11 protein-coding genes are annotated in these 16,516 nt (G+C 69.0%); 5 read left to right on the top strand and 6 right to left on the bottom strand.

Features of this window, described 5'->3' with window-relative positions; genetic code table 11:
* A partial coding sequence (locus QK444_RS16430; RefSeq protein WP_282781240.1) for a hypothetical protein occupies nucleotides 1-205 on the bottom strand: 205 nt, incomplete at its 3' end.
* Nucleotides 206-312: 107 nt separating this feature from the next.
* Nucleotides 313-579 carry a hypothetical protein gene (locus QK444_RS16435; protein WP_282781241.1) on the bottom strand — a complete coding sequence of 89 codons (267 nt, stop codon included), beginning with the start codon at nucleotides 577-579 and terminating at the stop codon, nucleotides 313-315.
* Between the two features lie 200 nt (nucleotides 580-779).
* On the opposite strand from QK444_RS16435, the gene QK444_RS16440 reads away from it, so the two are divergent.
* A complete protein-coding gene (locus QK444_RS16440; protein WP_282781243.1) occupies nucleotides 780-1,682 on the top strand; it encodes a DUF5753 domain-containing protein in 903 nt (300 codons plus the stop codon).
* Nucleotides 1,679-1,867, top strand: coding sequence for a DUF397 domain-containing protein (locus QK444_RS16445; RefSeq protein WP_282781245.1), 189 nt, complete (start codon nucleotides 1,679-1,681; stop codon nucleotides 1,865-1,867). Before QK444_RS16440 ends, QK444_RS16445 begins: the two co-directional genes overlap by 4 nt.
* Before the next feature lie 49 nt (nucleotides 1,868-1,916).
* Here QK444_RS16445 and QK444_RS16450 read toward each other — a convergent pair whose 3' ends face one another.
* Complete coding sequence (locus QK444_RS16450) at nucleotides 1,917-3,524, bottom strand: HNH endonuclease signature motif containing protein (protein WP_282781247.1); 1,608 nt, start codon at nucleotides 3,522-3,524, stop codon at nucleotides 1,917-1,919.
* Between the two features lie 83 nt (nucleotides 3,525-3,607).
* Nucleotides 3,608-6,001 (bottom strand): hypothetical protein, encoded by a 2,394-nt coding sequence (locus QK444_RS16455; RefSeq protein WP_282781249.1) that lies wholly within the window; start codon nucleotides 5,999-6,001, stop codon nucleotides 3,608-3,610.
* A 178-nt stretch (nucleotides 6,002-6,179) separates the two neighbouring features.
* Here QK444_RS16455 and QK444_RS16460 point away from each other — a divergent pair, with 178 nt between their 5' ends.
* The 3 genes from QK444_RS16460 to QK444_RS16470 all read left to right on the top strand — a co-directional run bounded on the left by QK444_RS16460 (nucleotide 6,180) and on the right by QK444_RS16470 (nucleotide 15,220).
* Complete coding sequence (locus QK444_RS16460; protein WP_282781251.1) at nucleotides 6,180-8,063, top strand: DUF6541 family protein; 1,884 nt, start codon at nucleotides 6,180-6,182, stop codon at nucleotides 8,061-8,063.
* 170 nt (nucleotides 8,064-8,233) lie between these two features.
* On the top strand, nucleotides 8,234-11,560 hold the full coding sequence (locus QK444_RS16465; protein ID WP_282781257.1) for an arabinosyltransferase domain-containing protein: 3,327 nt from the start codon (nucleotides 8,234-8,236) through the stop codon (nucleotides 11,558-11,560).
* Nucleotides 11,561-11,914: 354 nt separating this feature from the next.
* On the top strand, nucleotides 11,915-15,220 hold the full coding sequence (locus QK444_RS16470; RefSeq protein WP_282781260.1) for an arabinosyltransferase domain-containing protein: 3,306 nt from the start codon (nucleotides 11,915-11,917) through the stop codon (nucleotides 15,218-15,220).
* A gap of 10 nt (nucleotides 15,221-15,230) precedes the next feature.
* Here the strand turns inward: QK444_RS16470 and QK444_RS16475 are convergent, their stop codons facing one another.
* Together QK444_RS16475 and QK444_RS16480 are read right to left on the bottom strand one after the other, a co-directional pair.
* A complete protein-coding gene (locus tag QK444_RS16475; RefSeq protein ID WP_282781253.1) occupies nucleotides 15,231-16,049 on the bottom strand; it encodes an alpha/beta hydrolase in 819 nt (272 codons plus the stop codon).
* Nucleotides 16,050-16,285: 236 nt separating this feature from the next.
* On the bottom strand, nucleotides 16,286-16,486 hold the full coding sequence (locus tag QK444_RS16480; RefSeq protein WP_282781254.1) for a DUF5988 family protein: 201 nt from the start codon (nucleotides 16,484-16,486) through the stop codon (nucleotides 16,286-16,288).
* Between the last annotated feature and the right edge of the window lie 30 nt (nucleotides 16,487-16,516).

A 16,516-nucleotide genomic window follows, 5' to 3' on the forward strand; every position in this document is an offset into this window, starting at 1 on the left:
AGGCTCGGCCGCCGCTTCGGGTTGCGTCAGCGGCCCGGCTCACGGCCGCCAGGCGAGCGGCGAACTCATCGGCATGGCGGGCAAGGGGATCGCCCGTGGGCTCGGTGGATGTCGCATCCTCGATCAGCATGCGTACCTGCACCAACTCCGCATCGACCGCCTCGATCAAGGCCGCGATGGCCGGGGCCTTGTGCGGGCAGTCCACGCCGCGACATCCGACGTGAGCTTCGAGACTATGACGGGCCAGCTGGTAGGAGCCCCACGCGGGGCATGGCGCACGGTCGGCACCCGCTGTCGGCGGCGATTCGAGCATCACTTGCCGCCGCTCGGTGAACCCGCCGCCAGCAGGCGACCATCGAATCCGCTGCCGCACCGATGTCTGCCACGCCCGGAGCGATGCACGCCACCGCGACGGTGCGGACGCGGAACTTCCACGCTCCCGGTGCCTTCGACGTACGGCAGGACGAAAGGGGGAAGCTCGCGGTCCTCCCGCCAGTCCTCGCCGATACCGCGCATCGCCCACACGAAGACGAGGGCACCCAGCGCCGCCAATCCCAGAATCCAGACTTCCCAATACATTCGCCGATCTCCTCGCGTGCGTACCGGTTCGATTCGAAGCACCGAGCGGCGGATGCGCGCTGTCGTCGCCGGGTGTAGGACCAGTAGACACCCGAATCAATTCTCGTGATACGTGCATGGAGAACCGAGCACGAAATACGATGGATGTGCGCCACGCACGTGTGTGGCAACCACAGTCCCCGAATAGCGAGGCTAACGAAATGGCCGGATTGACCGTTTCTCGCATGGATTTCGGCAACTTCATGGAAGCAATCCGGAAGAAGGCTCCGCGTAGCGCGCTACTGGCGGCGGCGAATCATCTCGAGGTGACACGGTTCGTCCTCATGCGCATGGAGGACGGCTCGCCCACCAAGCTGACGACGCCACAGATCAGAAGCTTGCTCGACTTCTACTGCGCCACAGAGACAGATCGCACCGAAGCGCTGCGGTTGTGGCAGGAGATTCGTGAGCAGGACAAAGCCGCTAAGGCACAGGGGAACTCGAAGGGCTTCTGGAAGGCGTACAGCGACCAGGTCGCACCGAACTTCGAGAAGTTCCTGCGTCTCGAGGGTGTCGCTGAGGAGATCGTCGCCTATCAGCCCTCCATTGTTCCCGGCCTGCTCCAGATTCCCGACTACCGGCGCGCGATCATCCGAACGGATGAACCCGACCTTCCTGCCGTCGACACCGAACGGCGGTTGGCGCTACTGCGGCAGCGCCAACTCCGGTTGGATGACCCAACGTTTCGGCTCGAGTGCTTTCTGTCCGAAGCCGTCATGCGAAATCGTCCCTGCGAACTGTCCGTCATGGCCGCACAACTCCGCTGGCTGGCCGAGGTGGGCGAACGGGAGAACATCAGCATCCGCGCCATACCGTTCTCGGCAGGCCCGCACCGCGGGCACACAATCCAGATCTTCACGCTGCTCCGGTTGCCCAAAGGGCAGAGCGGGATGGTGTTACCACCGGTGGTGTACGCAGAAGGCTTGATCGGCAGTGTATTCCACGAACAGGCGAGCGAGGTCGACGTGTATGAGCGCGCGATCACGGCACTGCGGGCAGTAGCGTTGACAGAAGAAGACACCAGAACCCTAGTATCCCAATCGATTAAGGAGTATGCGCCGTGAAAGAGTCGGTATCAGGGACGTGGTACAAGTCGAGCCGATCCGATGCCGGGAAGCAGTGCGTCGAGCTGTTTCACGCGGAAAGTGCTGTCGGCGTGCGTGATTCCAAGAATCCCGGTGGGCCGGAGCTGTGGTTCACCCCGGAGCAGTGGGACAGCTTCCTCGCCAGCGGCATTTGGCAGGGCTGATCACACCCGTCGGGCGCGGCCTGCGGGGATGATGCATTGTCCGTGGCGTTCAACTGCCACGGCGAGGTCTTCGGGTGCAGATGCGGTGGCTGTCTCGGCGCTGTCCGTCCGGGGGCTGCCCATCGGCGTCCACGGAGACCTGCGGCAGGTTCGGAGCGGTGTCGGGAGCGGCCAGCCAGTGCCGGTGTTGTTCGGCGGCGTGCGCGTAATCGGCCAGAATCTGGCGGCGGGCGTGGGTGAGTAGTTTGTCGCCGTGGTGGCGGGGGTTGACACGCGGGGTGCGGGTGGGGTCGACGTGGTGGGGGGCGATCCAGGTGGCGGGGCCGACGGCGCCGGACCCGAGGGGCGGGGCGGGGGTGCTCCAGCCTTGGGGGGTGTTGGTGATGCGAGCGTGGCAGGGGTCGCAGGCGAGGGTGAGGTTTTCGATGTCGGTGGGGCCGTCGGCGACGTGTTCGCGTTTGTGGTGGACGGCGCAGTAGACGGCCGGGGCGTCGCAGCCGGGTCGGGTGCAACCGCGTTCGGCCGCGATGAGGGCGAGGCGCTGCCACGGGGAGCCGAGTCGGCGGCTGCCGCCGAGGTGCAGGGGCATGCCGGTGTGGTCGAACACCACCAGGGTCGGTATCGAACGCTGCGCCATGCGCAGGGCCTCGGTGATCGACATGCGGGTGCCGGATGCCGTGCGTGCGACCGCGTCGCCGGGCTCGACGATCGAGTCGATGCCGAGAGCGCGTTCGACATCGCCGAGGTTCATGGTCAGGATGACCGATACCGGCAGGCCGCGATGGGTGCCCAGGCGCTGCGGGCCGCCGCTGGCCGCTAGGAATGCGGTGAGGGCGTCGTGGTTGCGCTGCCCGGCCGAACGCCGGTCGCGCCGGGCAGCGGCCTCGATCAGGGCGGGGTCGACGGCACCGGCGGCGGTGCGGGGGCTGTCGGGGTCGTCGGGGTTGTTCGTGCCCGGCCGTCCCCATTTCGCGAAGACCATGTCCAGGAAGGCCCGCAAGGTCGGATCGACCAGGCCGTTGAGCGGCGACATGCCGTCGGGGCGCTGGCAGCCCGGAACCAGCTGACGCTGCCGGGAGCGGTCGCGGTCGTCGGGCAGCGCGCCATCGGGGTCGAGATAGCCGAGGATCTCGTCGCCCACGCGAGGGAGATCGTCGGGGGTGACCTTGCGAGCGGTGTCGGCCAGCACGAGTTCGGCCGCTTCGCGGTCGGTGCGGGGCACCGCGTGCGGAATCCGCTGCATCACCTTCATGATCTGGCGGGCGTGGTCGGCGGAGATCGCACCATCGGACTGGGCGCGTGCGGTATTCGGCAATTCGACCGCGCCGTCGAGTCCGGCCAGCAGATGGAATCGGCCCAGTTTCTCGGCCATGCGATAGCGGGAATTGGCGTCGGCCCGGGAGATTCGCAGGGTCTCGACCAGAAATTGTCTGGTGCCCGCTACACCGGACCGTTCGCCCAGTGAACGGTCGGAGGTTTCGATTACCAGCTTGTGCGACAACGCATCCAGCAGCCGCCGCGCGGTTTCGACCTCGCGCATCCATTCGACGAAATCGTCATCATTCATGCGGGTGAGATCGCAGGTCAGTGCGCTGGTCGCCGCTGCGAGCATTTCGCGGGCGATGCCGCGCTCCTGAATTCCCCCTCCCCCGTTCATATCTCGATTCTATCGCGAATCGCATTGCGAGAGAACAGGAAATCTATTTGACCTGCGATCAATTCTCATCCGATTGGCCCGGTTCAACTGCCGCCCCGGTACCGCCTGCCGTGCACTGTCGGCGTCCGTATGACGGACAGCAGTTCGGCGAGGGCCGTTCGGGCCGGATGTCCGGATTCGGCGAGTGTGCGCGCCAGCTCGCCGCGTTCGGTCGGCGGCGTATCGGCCAGTTGCTCCAATACCGCTGCGGGGCCGCCGAGTTCGAGCAATTGCAGCATGCTTTCCGCCATGGCGAGCAGGCCCTCGTCATCGGTGATGTCGGCCGTGCTCAGTTCGCCGTCGGAGACGAGCTGGGCCACCACCAGCGGGGTCAGCACCGGGTCGCCGCGCAGGGCGCGCAGTAGGCGCGGGCCGTCGGGGAGTGCCAGGGTCAGGATACGCAGCATGGCGGCCGCGCGGCCGCGGAAAGGGCAGTCCCGGATCGCCTGGAGCAGCGGCTCACGGTCGCCGTGGTGGGCGTCGAGCCAGCCGTGGATCTCCAGATGGGCGGTCTCGGCGGTGTAGTGGTCGGCGATGACGCCGAGCAGTCCGGCGGCTTCGGCGGCGCGCAGTTCGCCGACGACTCCGGCCTCACGCCCCTCGGCGAGCAGCCGGTCCCGCATGGCGGCGGTGCCCAGGTCGGTCAGCGCCAAGAGGGTGCCCGGTTTGCGTAGATCGGTGCGTAATGCCTTGCGCGCCTTGGCATCGAGCCAGGGCACCGGATCGAACTCGGGGTCGCTGAGATCCGACAGGTACATCGGGTCCGCGACGCCACGCGTCAACTCGACGGCACCGAGGCGGTCCAGCACCTGGAATGCGGTCAGCAGGTCCGCGCGGATACGCGCCCGCTCGTCCAGCGGTGAGCCCGAGAGCGGGAAGTCCGCGTAGTTCTCCGACCACTGCGCCCACACCGGCTCCTCGAGCCGCCGCAGCGGCATCGGGTGCGGCATGCCGTACAGGGTGTTGAGCATGTCCGGCAGCACCAGCTCGTGCACATCCGACAGCAGGGCCAGCTCATCGAATCGCGTTGTGCCGTAGACGATCTCCGGCGATGCGAGAACCGCGTCGAAGGCGCGCCGCCACAGCGACAGGGGATCACGCAGCAACGGACGCGCCTTGGCCACCTGGCGCAGTTCGCCCTGTACGACACGTACCAGACGCAGGTGTTTCGCCCACGCGACCAGCCTGGACAGCCCCGGGAGCCGCGTCGCGTCGCGGACGCCCGTCACATCGTCGCCGGTGTCGAGCAGGGCGACCAGTTCGCGGGCGTCGGCAATCCGCAGGCGGCGCTGCGCCGTGAGCGGGCGGCCGGTACCGGCCCAGTCCACCAGCAGCCGCAGCTGGCGCACCACCGGTGCCGACTCGGCGGCCGCGACCAGATCCACATGATCCGGCAGGACGACCGGCGGTTGGGCGAAGGTCCGCACGGGGGCTTCGTCGCCGCCGAGCAGGTCGGGGACGTGGCTGATCAGCCCGGATTCCAGGAGCGCCACCAGTTCGTCCACCTCGGCCGGATCCAGATCGGCCGAGTCGAGGTCGGCCACATCCAGATCGCCGGTCAGCACCCGCATCAGCGCCTCGGGGATCTCCGCGTCGGCACCGTGCGGACCGGACGGGCTGTGTGCGCCGAATGCACTGTGTGGATCGGATGCACCGTTCGCCCCTGGTACACCGCCGGTCCCGAACGCGCCGGACGATCCGAACGCACCGTCCACGCGGTTCGCACCCGGAACACCGCCCGCCCGATCCGCCCCCTTCACACCCGGAACGTCGCCCGCCCGGTTCGCACCCGGAGCGTCTTCGGCGCGACCTGCCCTCGGAGCTCCATCCGTGCGGCTCGCCCACGGAGCTTCATCCGCTTGGTCTGCCCGGCTCACCTCGAGAGCGTCGTCTGCCCGGCTCGCACCTGGAGCGTCGTCCGCCCGGCTCGCCCTGACAGCGCCACCCGCCCGGTCTGCCCGGCCCGCCTCCAGAGCACCGTCCATCCGGCCCCACCCGCTCACGCCCGGAGCGCCGTCCGCGTCCAGAGACTGGGCCCTTTCCAGGGCGAGGGAGGTGCGTAGTTCCGCGCGGAATTCGGGCTCTGTCTCGGTGATCGCCGCCAGGAGCTCGTCGAGCCCGCTGCCTCGGGGGTCCAGCAACCCGTTGTCGGCCAGGTAACCGAGCAGGGTTCGGAGCGTATCCGGGGCGTCGGCGGCCCGGCCGATCTCGGACGCGGCATCGGGGATCCAGTCCAGCAGCACATCGCAGACCGCATCCGGCGTCCAGTGCGCGAGCCGGCCGTCGCTGCTCAGGTGGCGGGCCTCCAGCGCGACGCCCGCGATCGGCTCCACGATCGGCGTCCCCCGCTGCCGCGCCCACTCCGCACAGCGCCGCACCAGGAGCTCGGCGGCGACGGTGAACTCCTCGTCCTCCTCGAGGTCGAAATGCAATCGCATACCGAAACGGTAGGCGCTTGCGGCCACGGCGACCGCGCACTGGACCCATCTGGGGATAAACCGCCTGAAATCTGTGGATTGGTGATGTTCTCTGTGGATAACTCCTGGACTTGCCAGCGGAATCTCAGCCGCAGCCGGTAGCGTGGCGAGCTGATGTGCCAGTAAGAGGAGTCAGCTTGTGAATTCGGGGCGGGAAACCGACCGGCCGGACGAAGCCGGGTCGGCCGTGGCTGTGCTGGAGCGGACCGTCCCGGAGACCGCCCCTCCCCTGTCCCGGCCCCGACGCATCGCGCACCGCCTCCGGCTCGCCCGCGCCGACCTCCTGATCGCGGGCGGCTATCTCACGCTGGCCGTGCTGGTGCTCTCCGGACAGTGGCGGCATCCCGATAACGGGTACCTGATCAAGAGCGGTCAGGACCAAACCATGTGGGAATGGTTCTTCGCCGTCACCGCGCACAAGGTCGCGAACCTGGAGAATCCGCTCGGCACCGTGCTGCAGAACTATCCCGACGGCGTCAACATGATGGCGAATACCGCCATGTTCGGCGTCGGCGTGCCGTTCACCCCCATCACCCTGCTGTTCGGGCCGACCGTCACCTTCGTGCTCGTACTCACCCTCGGGCTGGCCGGAACGGCCCTCGCCTGGTACTGGCTGTTCTCGCGCCACCTCGTCGACTCCCGGCCCGCGGCGGCGATCGGCGGCCTGTTCTGCGGCTTCGCGCCCGGCATGATCTCGCACGGCAACGCACACCCGAACTTCGTGGTGCTCCTGCTGCTGCCGGTCATCACCGCGCAATTCCTCCGCTTGGCCAAGCGCGCGGAAACCGCCGGCGAAGACCGGGACACCGCGACAGCGCGACCGTTCGGGCGGCGCGGCCGCGACGCCGTGATCCTCGGCCTGCTGGTGGCGATGCAGATCGCGCTGGGCGAGGAACCGCTGCTCATCTACGCCATGGCCTTCGGCGTCTTCGCGCTCGTGTACTACTTGCACCGGCCGCGAGCGGGCTGGCGCGTGCTGCGCGGCATCACGCCCACGGTCGCCCTGGCCGCGCTGATCACGGTGGCGCTCACCGAGATTCCGCTGTGGTGGCAGTTCTTCGGGCCGCAGTCGTACCGGTCCATCGACCACGGCCCGATGGGCAACGATCTCGAGGCGCTGTTCCAGTTCCCCTCCGAATCACTGGGCGGCATGCTCTCCCCGGGCACGAACGTGGCCATCAACCCCACCGAGGAGAACTCCTACTTCGGCTGGCCGCTGCTGCTGCTCGTCACCGTCAGCGCGATCCTGCTGTGGCGCAACCGGGTGGTGCGCGCGGCGAGCGTGGTGATCGTGGCGTTCACCCTGCTGTCGCTGGGGTCGACCCTGATGATCGGCCGCGAGGACACCGGAATCGCACTGCCCTGGCACTGGTTCGAGCAGCTGCCGCTGGTGAATTCGGTGCTGGAATCGCGCTTCACCTTCGCCGCCGTACCGGCCATCGCCGCCATTCTGGCGCTCGCGACGCAGCGGGCGGTGCAGTACTGGCGTGCGTCGGCGACCGACTGGCGGCCGCTGGCCTGGTTCGCCGCGCTGGCCCTGGCGCTGGTGCCGCTCACCCCCACCATTCTTCCGGTGGTGCAGCGCACCCCTACCCCGGCCTTCTTCGCCGACGGCACTGTGAACCGGTATGTCACCGACGGTTCCGTGGTGATCGTGCCGCCGCCGACCCCGCCGGACGCCCGCGCCCTGCGCTGGCAGACCGCCGCCGACTTCAGCTTCCCGCTGGCGGGCGGCTATTTCGTGGGGCCCACCGGTGTCGACAAGAAGGGCCGCTACGGCCCCGACGACCGGCCCACCGCCGCCCTGCTCATGAAAGCACAGAAAGGCAACCGGGTTCCGGTCGTCGACGACGCGCTGCGCGCCCAGGCGCTGGCGGATCTGCGGTACTGGCAGGCCGATGTGCTGGTGCTGCCGCCCACCGAAAACGGCGAGGTCCTGCGCCTCACCGTGGACCAGTTGCTCGGATTCCACGGGCAGCGCGTCAACGGCGTCTGGATATGGGACGTGCGCGGACTCGTCTGAGCCTGAGCCACCGAGACCACGGCATTTCGCTCCGGGGTGGTGCTGTTGCGGTATCGGACGAGCAAGGGTCGATAGCATCGACGTCCGTGCGCGCAGACACCCGAGCGTTACCCCGACTCCGCCTGATCGCCCTGATCTCCGGTCTGCTGGCCGTCGTGCTGGCAGTGCTGATGCCCGTCCTGCCGATCGAGCAGGACCGGCCGACGCTGCACTGGCCGCAGGGCGAGACCGCGAATCTGGAGGCGCCGCTGGTGTCGTACACGCCGCTGGAGCTCAGGGTCGCACTGCCGTGCGAGGTGGTGCGCGACGGAGTGCAGGCCGGCACACTGTTCTCGACCGTCCCGGCGGCATCCGGGCAGGCGGTGGACAAGGGCCTGGTGGTCCGGGTGGAGGACGAACCCGAGACCGGCCGCACCGTACAGGTGCTGGTGCGCAATATTCCGCTGCTGTCCGCCCCGCTGGCCGAACTCGCCGACTGCGGGGCGCTGACGGTGACCTCGTCCGCCGCCGAGACGCGCACCGAGATCACCGGTGCGACACGGCAGGACGGCACGCCGTTCGCCGGGCAGGTCGGCGGCGACGCGCGACCGCAGGTGGTGGGCATCTTCACCGATGTGCCACGGGACCGGCTGGGCGCGGCCACGGCCGCGGTCGAGATCGACGCGCGCTTCACCTCCAGCCCCAGCCTGCTCAAGCGGCTGGCCATGATCGGCGCGGTGGTGTTCACCATCATCGCGCTCATCGCCCTGCATCTGATGGACACCACCGACGGACGGCGGCACCGGCGCTTCCTGCCCGCGCACTGGTGGAAGGTCTCGCTCGCCGACGTGACCGTGCTGGGCACGCTGGTGCTGTGGCACGTCATCGGGGCCAATACCTCCGATGACGGCTACATCCTGAATATGGCTCGCGCCTCGCGCGAGTCGGGGTACATGGCCAACTACTACCGGTGGTTCGGGGTGGCCGAGGCACCGTTCGGATGGCCGTACGAACTGCTGGCCTGGATGACGCGCATCAGCGATGCCAGCCCGTGGATGCGGCTGCCGTCGCTGCTCGCGGGCATCGTGTGCTGGCTGGTGATCAGCCGAGAAGTGCTGCCGCGCCTGGGCGCTCGCGTGCGCCGCGACCGGGTGGCGCTGTGGACGGCCGGACTGGTGTTCCTGGCCGCCTGGCTGCCCTACGACAACGGGCTGCGGCCCGAACCGCTCATCGCGGCGGGCGCACTGCTCACCTGGTGCTCCATGGAACGCGCCATCGCCACCGGACGGCTGCTGCCCGCCGCCGTCGCCGTGCTCATCGCCGCGTTCTCGCTGGCCGCGGGGCCGACCGGGCTGATCTGCCTGGCCGCGCTCATCGCGGGTTCGCGACCGGTGCTCCAGCACATCATCAAGCGGGCGCGGGCGGACTACCCGATGGTGCATCAGACCGTCGTGCCACGCTCGGAGGTGGAGCGAGAAGCCGCCGAATCTCCGGACTCCGGCGCGGCCGACGAGCCGCAGGCCGCGAAAGCGACACGCGGCGGCGACGCACCCGCCCGTTCCACGGCGGAGGGCAAGTCCGGCTGGGGCGCGGCGGTACTGCGGTATGCCGCGCTGCTGGCTCCGGGGGTCGCGGCCGGAACCCTGGTGCTGGTGGTCGTTTTCGCCGACCAGACGCTGGCCACCGTCATGGAGGCGACGCGGGTGCGCACGCTGGTCGGGCCGAACGTGGCCTGGTTCGACGAGCGCACACGGTGGGATTCGCTGCTCATGCTCTCCCCCGACGGCTCGCTGTCCCGGCGCTTCGGGGTGCTGATCATGCTGCTCTGCCTCGGTGTGTGCGTGCTGGTGATGCTGCGCAAGAACGGGCGGATTCCGGGCACCTCACGCGGACCGTCGGCGCGGATTCTCGGCATCGTGTTCATGTCGCTGTTCCTCATGATGTTCACCCCCACCAAGTGGACCCACCACTTCGGCGTGTACGCGGGGCTGGCGGGCTCGCTGGCCGCGCTCACCGCGGTCGCGGTGGGCGTCAACGGGATTCGCTCGCCGCGCAATCGCTCGCTGTTCACGGCGGCGGTGTTCTTCCTGCTCGCCATCACCTTCACCGGGTCCAACGGCTGGTGGTACGTGTCCAGCTACGGTGTCCCGTGGTGGGACAAGGCGCCGTCCATCGCCGGCAAGGGTTTCTCGACGCTGTTCCTCGGGCTCGCGGTGGTGTTCCTACTCGTCGCGCTGATCCAGCACTACCGGCAGCCGTACGCGAAAACCCCACGCGGGGTGCGGCGTTTCGACAAGTTCGCCACCATGCCGCTGACCATCGCGGCGGCCGCGCTGGTGGTGTTCGAGGTGGCGTCGCTGGCCAAGGCCGCCGTCACCCAGTACCCGGCCTACTCCATCGCCGAGTCGAATCTGCGTGCGCTGGGCGGGGATTCGTGCGCGCTGGCCAATGAGGTGCTGGTGGAGACCGATACCGCCGATTCGCTGCTGCATCCCTTCGACGGGTCGCCCGCCGACGGATTGAACGCCGAGAACACCGGTTTCGCCCCCGACGGGGTGGCTGCCGACCTCACCGCCGACGAGGAGGAGACGGTCACCGGCAGCGCCAATTCCGTCGGCACCGAGGACAACAAGACCAGCAACACCACCGGCGCGGGCACCGGCGGCGGCAGCCGCCAGCAGGCCGGGATCAACGGCTCGAATGTGGCGCTGCCCTTCGGGCTCGACCCGTCACGCACCCCGGTCCTGGGCAGCTACACCCAGGACGAGCAGCGGATCGCCGACCTCACCACGCACTGGTACCGGCTGGATCTGACCGACAGCATGCGCGACGACCCGGCCTACCGGGTGCTCGTGGTCACCGCCGCCGGTCGCATCCGCTACATCGACGCCGACGGCGTCGAAACCTACGGCCAGGACCTGTGGGTGGAATACGGCACCCGTGCCGACGACGGCACCGTGACCGATGTCGGGCGCATCCGACCCATCGACATCGGCCCCGCACCCTCCTGGCGCAACCTGCGGGTGCCGCTGCGCGATATTCCGGCCTCGGCCAACGCCGTTCGCCTGGTCGCCCACGACGCCGACATCACCCAGAAGCAGTGGCTGGCGGTCACCCCGCCGCGCCTGCCCAAGCTGGCCACCCTCGACGCGGTCGTCGGCCGCACCGCCCCGGTGCTGGAGGACTGGCATGTCGGCCTCGCCTTCCCGTGCCAGCGCCCCTTCGACCACCACGACGGCGTCGCCGAGGTCCCGCGGTGGCGCATCATGCCCGACCGGGTCGGCTCCGACGCCTCCAACGCGTGGCAGGACGATATCGGCGGCGGCCCCCTGGGCTGGACCGAGCTGCTCCTGAAAGCCCAGACCGTGCCCACCTATCTCGACGACGACTGGGGACGGGACTGGGGTTCGCTGGAGAAGTTCACGCCGTACGTGAGCGACGCCGAACCGGCGGAACTGGACGTCACGGTGCAGACGCGTTCCGGGCTGGCGGACGACGCCCCGATCCGGGCGCGGTGAGTCGAGGCCGAATCGATCGGCGTTGTCGGTGGGCACCCGGTGGGCTGGTCGATCAGGTCCGCGCTGATGGGTCGTGCGCGGATCAAGCTCGCCACGGCGACACCGGCCGATTCGGCGAGCGGCGCGCGTCCGGCACCGACGACCCGCGCTGAACTCCGTCGACTGACTCCTGACCAGACGCCGAGCCTCGCTCCGAGGCCGCGTTGACCTGGAGGTTCGCCGGGCGACTCCGCGAGTATTTCCGGCTGGAATCAACTTGCCCCGGTATACGTCCCGCAACGGCCCAGTGAACGCGGTCACTCACGGTGTTCCCAGATACCATCTCTCTCCGTGCCCGACGCCACCGCCGCTGTTCTGACCAAGCCGACACCGCCCGAGACGCCCGCCGCGACGCCGCGTGACTTCCGCACCGCGAAGCTCATCGCGATAGTCGCGGGCGTGCTCGGCGCGCTGCTCGCGCTGGCCACGCCGTTCCTGCCCGTCAAGCAGACGACGGCGGTGATCGACTGGCCGCAGAACGGGACGCTGGGCAATATCCAAGCGCCGCTCATGTCGCAGGTGCCCATCGACCTGGATGTGAGCATCCCCTGCGCGGCGGTGACGCAGCTGGCCGATCCACGGGGTGGGATCCTGCTGTCGACCGCGCCGCCACAGGGGCGGGAGGCCGACCTGCAGGCGCTGTTCGTGCGGGTGTCGGGCGAGACCGTGGATGTGGTGGACCGCAATGCGGTGGTGGCGTCCGCGCAGCGGTCCGAGATGAGCGACTGCTCGCAGATCGTCATCACCTCCGACCGCACGCGCACCCACGCGAAATTCGAGGGCCTGACCCGGACCGTCGAGCGGCCGGTGCCCGGCGGCGGCACCGAGACCGTGGTGGTGCCGCTGGAGGGACAGCTGCTCGGTGATCTGCGGCCGCAGGTGGTCGGCGTGTTCACCGATATGGTCGGCGAGGTCCCGGCTGGACTGGCCTTCACGATGACCGTGGATTCGCGGTTCTCCTCCACGCCGACCGTGGTGAAACTGGTCGCGCTCATCGGCGCGGTGCTGCTCACCCTGATCGCCATGGGAGCGCTGGGTGTCCTCGACACCGCCGACGGGCGCGGGCACCGGCGCATCTTCCCGCGGCACTGGCTCGAGCCCACCTGGGCGGACGGCGCGGTGATCGGCACCCTCACACTGTGGCATTTCGTCGGCGCGAACACCTCCGACGACGGCTACATCCTCACCATGACCCGGGTCGCGCCGCACGCGGGCTACATGGCCAACTACTTCCGCTGGTACGGCGTGCCCGAAGCGCCGTTCGGCTGGTACTACTACGTCATCCAGGCGTTCGCCGAAATCTCCACCGCCAGTGCGTGGGTGCGGATTCCGGCGCTGCTGTGCGGCATCCTCTGCTGGCTGGTGATCAGCCGCGAGGTGGTGCCGCGGCTGGGGCGCGGGGTGCGCAACTCCAAGGTGGCGCTGTGGACCGGTGGACTGGTGTTCCTGGCGTTCTGGCTGCCCTACGACAACGGCCTGCGCTCGGAGCCCATCGTGGCCCTGGGCGCGCTGCTGACCTGGGTGTCCATCGAGCGGGCCATCGCCACCTCGCGGCTGCTGCCCGCGGCCGTCGCGGTCCTGATCGCTGCGTTCACATTGGCCGCCGCGCCCACCGGACTCATGTGCGTGGCGGCGCTGCTGGTCGCCATCCGGCCGCTGGTGCGGATCGTGGTGCGCAAACACCGGGAACTCGGCACCACCGCACTGCTCGCGCCCATCGCCGCGGCCGGATTCCTGGTGCTCGTCGTGGTCTTCGGCGACCAGACCTTCGCCGGAATCATGGAAGCCAATCGGGTGCGCCAGGCCACCGGCCCCAACCTGGCCTGGTACGAGGACTACCTGCGCTACTACTACCTGTTCGTGGAGACCGTGGACGGTTCGCTGTCGCGGCGGTTCGCGTTCCTGATCATGATCCTGTGTCTGATCACCACCCTGCTGGTGCTGCTGCGGCGGCGGCAGATCCCGGGTATCGCCAGCGCGCCGACCTGGCGGCTCATGGGCGTGGTCTTCGGAACCATCTTCTTCATGATGTTCAACCCGACCAAGTGGACGCACCACTTCGGCGCGTACGCGGGCATCGCGGGCTCGCTGGCGGCGGTGACGGCGGTGACGGTGTCGGCCACGGCGCTGCGGTCCCGCAAGAACCGGTCGGTGTTCCTGGCGGGGCTGCTGTTCACCCTCGCCGTCGCCTTCTCCGGCATCAACGGGTACTGGTACGTGTCCAGCTTCGGGGTGCCGTGGTTCGACAAGCGGGTGTCCCTGCAGGGCTACCAGTCCAACACCTTCATGCTCATCCTGTTCGGACTGGCGTTGGCGCTGGTGGCCTGGCAGTCGCTGCGCGAGGGCTACGCCAAACCGCCCGCCGACGCACGAAGCAAGCGCGGCAGGCGGATTCGCAAGTTCGCCGCCATCCCGCTCACCGTGGTGGCCGCGTTCATGGTGCTGTTCGAGGTGCTGTCACTGGTGAAGGGCGCGTACTCGCAGTACCCGGCGTACTCGCTGGCCCGGTCGAATATCGACGCGCTGGGCGGCAATTCGTGCGGACTCGCCAATGACGTACTGGTGGAAGCCGATCCGAACAGCGGCAACCTGCGACCCCTCATCGACCCGGAGCGGCCGCCGCTCAACGGTGACCCGCTCGCCGGGGAGAAGCCGGTCGGGTTCTCGCCCAATGGCATTCCCCAACAGCTCGACGCCGACGCCGTCGAGGTGAAGCCCGGCACCGGCAACACCTCCACCCAGACCATCGGCCCCGCCTTCGCCGAGGGCGAGAACGCCGGAACCGGCGGCGGACTGGGCGCGGAGGGCGTCAACGGCTCCATCGCGGCGCTGCCCTTCGGACTCGACCCGGCCACCACACCGGTGATGGGCAGCTGGCAGGACGGGGTGCAGCAGCCCGCCGAGTTGTATTCCAGCTGGTACGAACTGCCCGCCCGCTCCGCGGACGCGCCGCTGGTGGTCATGTCGGTGGCCGGACGCGTCATGTCCTTCGACGACACCGGGCGCATGACCTACGGCCAGGACCTGTTCCTGGACTACGGGCGGCGGCTGCCCGACGGCGGCGTCGAACAGCTCGGCTCGTACCGCCCGCGCGACATCGGTCCCGCGCCGTCCTGGCGGAATGTGCGGGTGCCGCTGGACGAACTGCCCGGCGACGTCGACGTGGTGCGCATCCACGCCAAGGACCCGATCCTCATCGGTGACCAGTGGCTGGCGTTCACCCCGCCGCGCGTGCCGAAGCTCCAGTCGCTCAACAACTACATCGGCGGCACCCAGCCGGTGCTGCTGGACTGGGCCGTCGGCCTCCAGTTCCCCTGCCAGCAGCCGTTCGACCACCGCTACGGCGTGGCGGAGGTCCCGAACTACCGCATCCTGCCGGACCGGCCGCTCGCCATCAGCTCCACCAATACCTGGCAGGCCGAGGAATTCGGTGGGCCGCTCGGCTTCTCGCAGATGATCGCAGGATCGGTCACCATCCCGACCTATCTGAAGGACGACTGGGCCCGCGACTGGGGTTCGCTGGAACGCTACGACCAGTTCTACCCGGCCACCCCGGCCGAGATCACCACCGGCACCGAAACCCGTTCCGGCTGGTGGAGTCCCGGCAAGATGCGGGTCTGAGTCGGGCGATTCAACGCTGCCCCGCGGCCACCGTTTCCCGGACCGCCGCCGCGACGGCGCGAAAGTCCTTGCGCAGCACGTGCGAATGGTTGCTCGACACCTTCGCACTGAGGCTGATGCGCGGGTTGCGGGCGCACACCGCGTCGAGGCTGGTGCGGATGCGTTCCTGCTCGTCACCGCGGCTGCCGAAGGACGTCCCCGAGGCCACCACATAGCGGGTCGGCACGGTGATGCCGTCCAGCACCGGACCGAGTTCACGCTCGCGGGAGAGCTTGCCGAGTTCGATATTGCTCTCGGCCTGCTGCGCCGCCGACATGCGCGGTGTCAGACCCGTCGGGCGCAGCAGCGGCATGACCCAGTTCAACCGCTTGAACAGCGTGCGGATCCGCTGCTCCATGGCGTCGTCCAGCCAGTCGTACGGGAACGCGCCGTCGACCAGCACCGCGCCCACGGCACGATCCGGATTGCGGGCGGCCCAGTGCGCGCCGACGAACGCACCGTAGGACCAGCCCACCACCAGCGCCCGCTCCACCCCCCGGGCGGCCAGCACGGCGTCCACGTCCCGGACGGCGGCCTCGAAGGAATAGTCGGCCGAACGCTTCGACTTGCCGCGCGCCCGCTCGTCATAGGTGATGTGCCGGAACTCGGCACCGAGTTCGGCGACGACCCGCTTCCAGTAGCCCTGGGTGGCGAACTGGCCGTTGAGATAGACCACGGGGATACCGGAACCGCCGGTATCGGTGACGGCCAGGGCGGTGTCCTCGACCGGCACCATGCCGGTCCAGGTCGACGTGATCGCGGTGGCTGCGGAGGTGTTGTTCTTCGTCATGACAACCACTCTCGGCATCCGGCCTGATGCCGAGCTGACACCGGCCTGATACGGCCGCTGACACCGGATTACGCCGGTCGGTGACACTCCTCCGATCGGCTCACGGTGACGGCGAACCCGTGGTGCTGCCGCACGGCGGGTTCGTGGATGTGCGGATGTTCAAGCCCGCGCTGCCGCTGCGGCAGCCGATCCGCCGCGCCGACCGTTCCCAATCCCTGAATCGGCGGCACTGGAGTTCACCGGGCGATATGGGCGACCCACTCGTACACCGGCAGGCTGCCCTCCGGCGTCTCCGCCCAGCGCGGCGTCACCTTGAACCGCTCGTAGCCGTCCTCGAAGGCCACCCGCAGTTCCACGCCCGGCGGGGTGATGGGGACGATCCGCGTCTTCAGGCCGTCGGGCCCGCCTTCGAGTACGGCCTTCGGTTTGCTACTCATAGCTGAAGGCTCTCATATGCGGGGCTATCG

Source organism: Nocardia sp. CC201C (assembly GCF_030010695.1).
GTDB classification, from domain to species: Bacteria; Actinomycetota; Actinomycetes; order Mycobacteriales; family Mycobacteriaceae; genus Nocardia; species Nocardia otitidiscaviarum.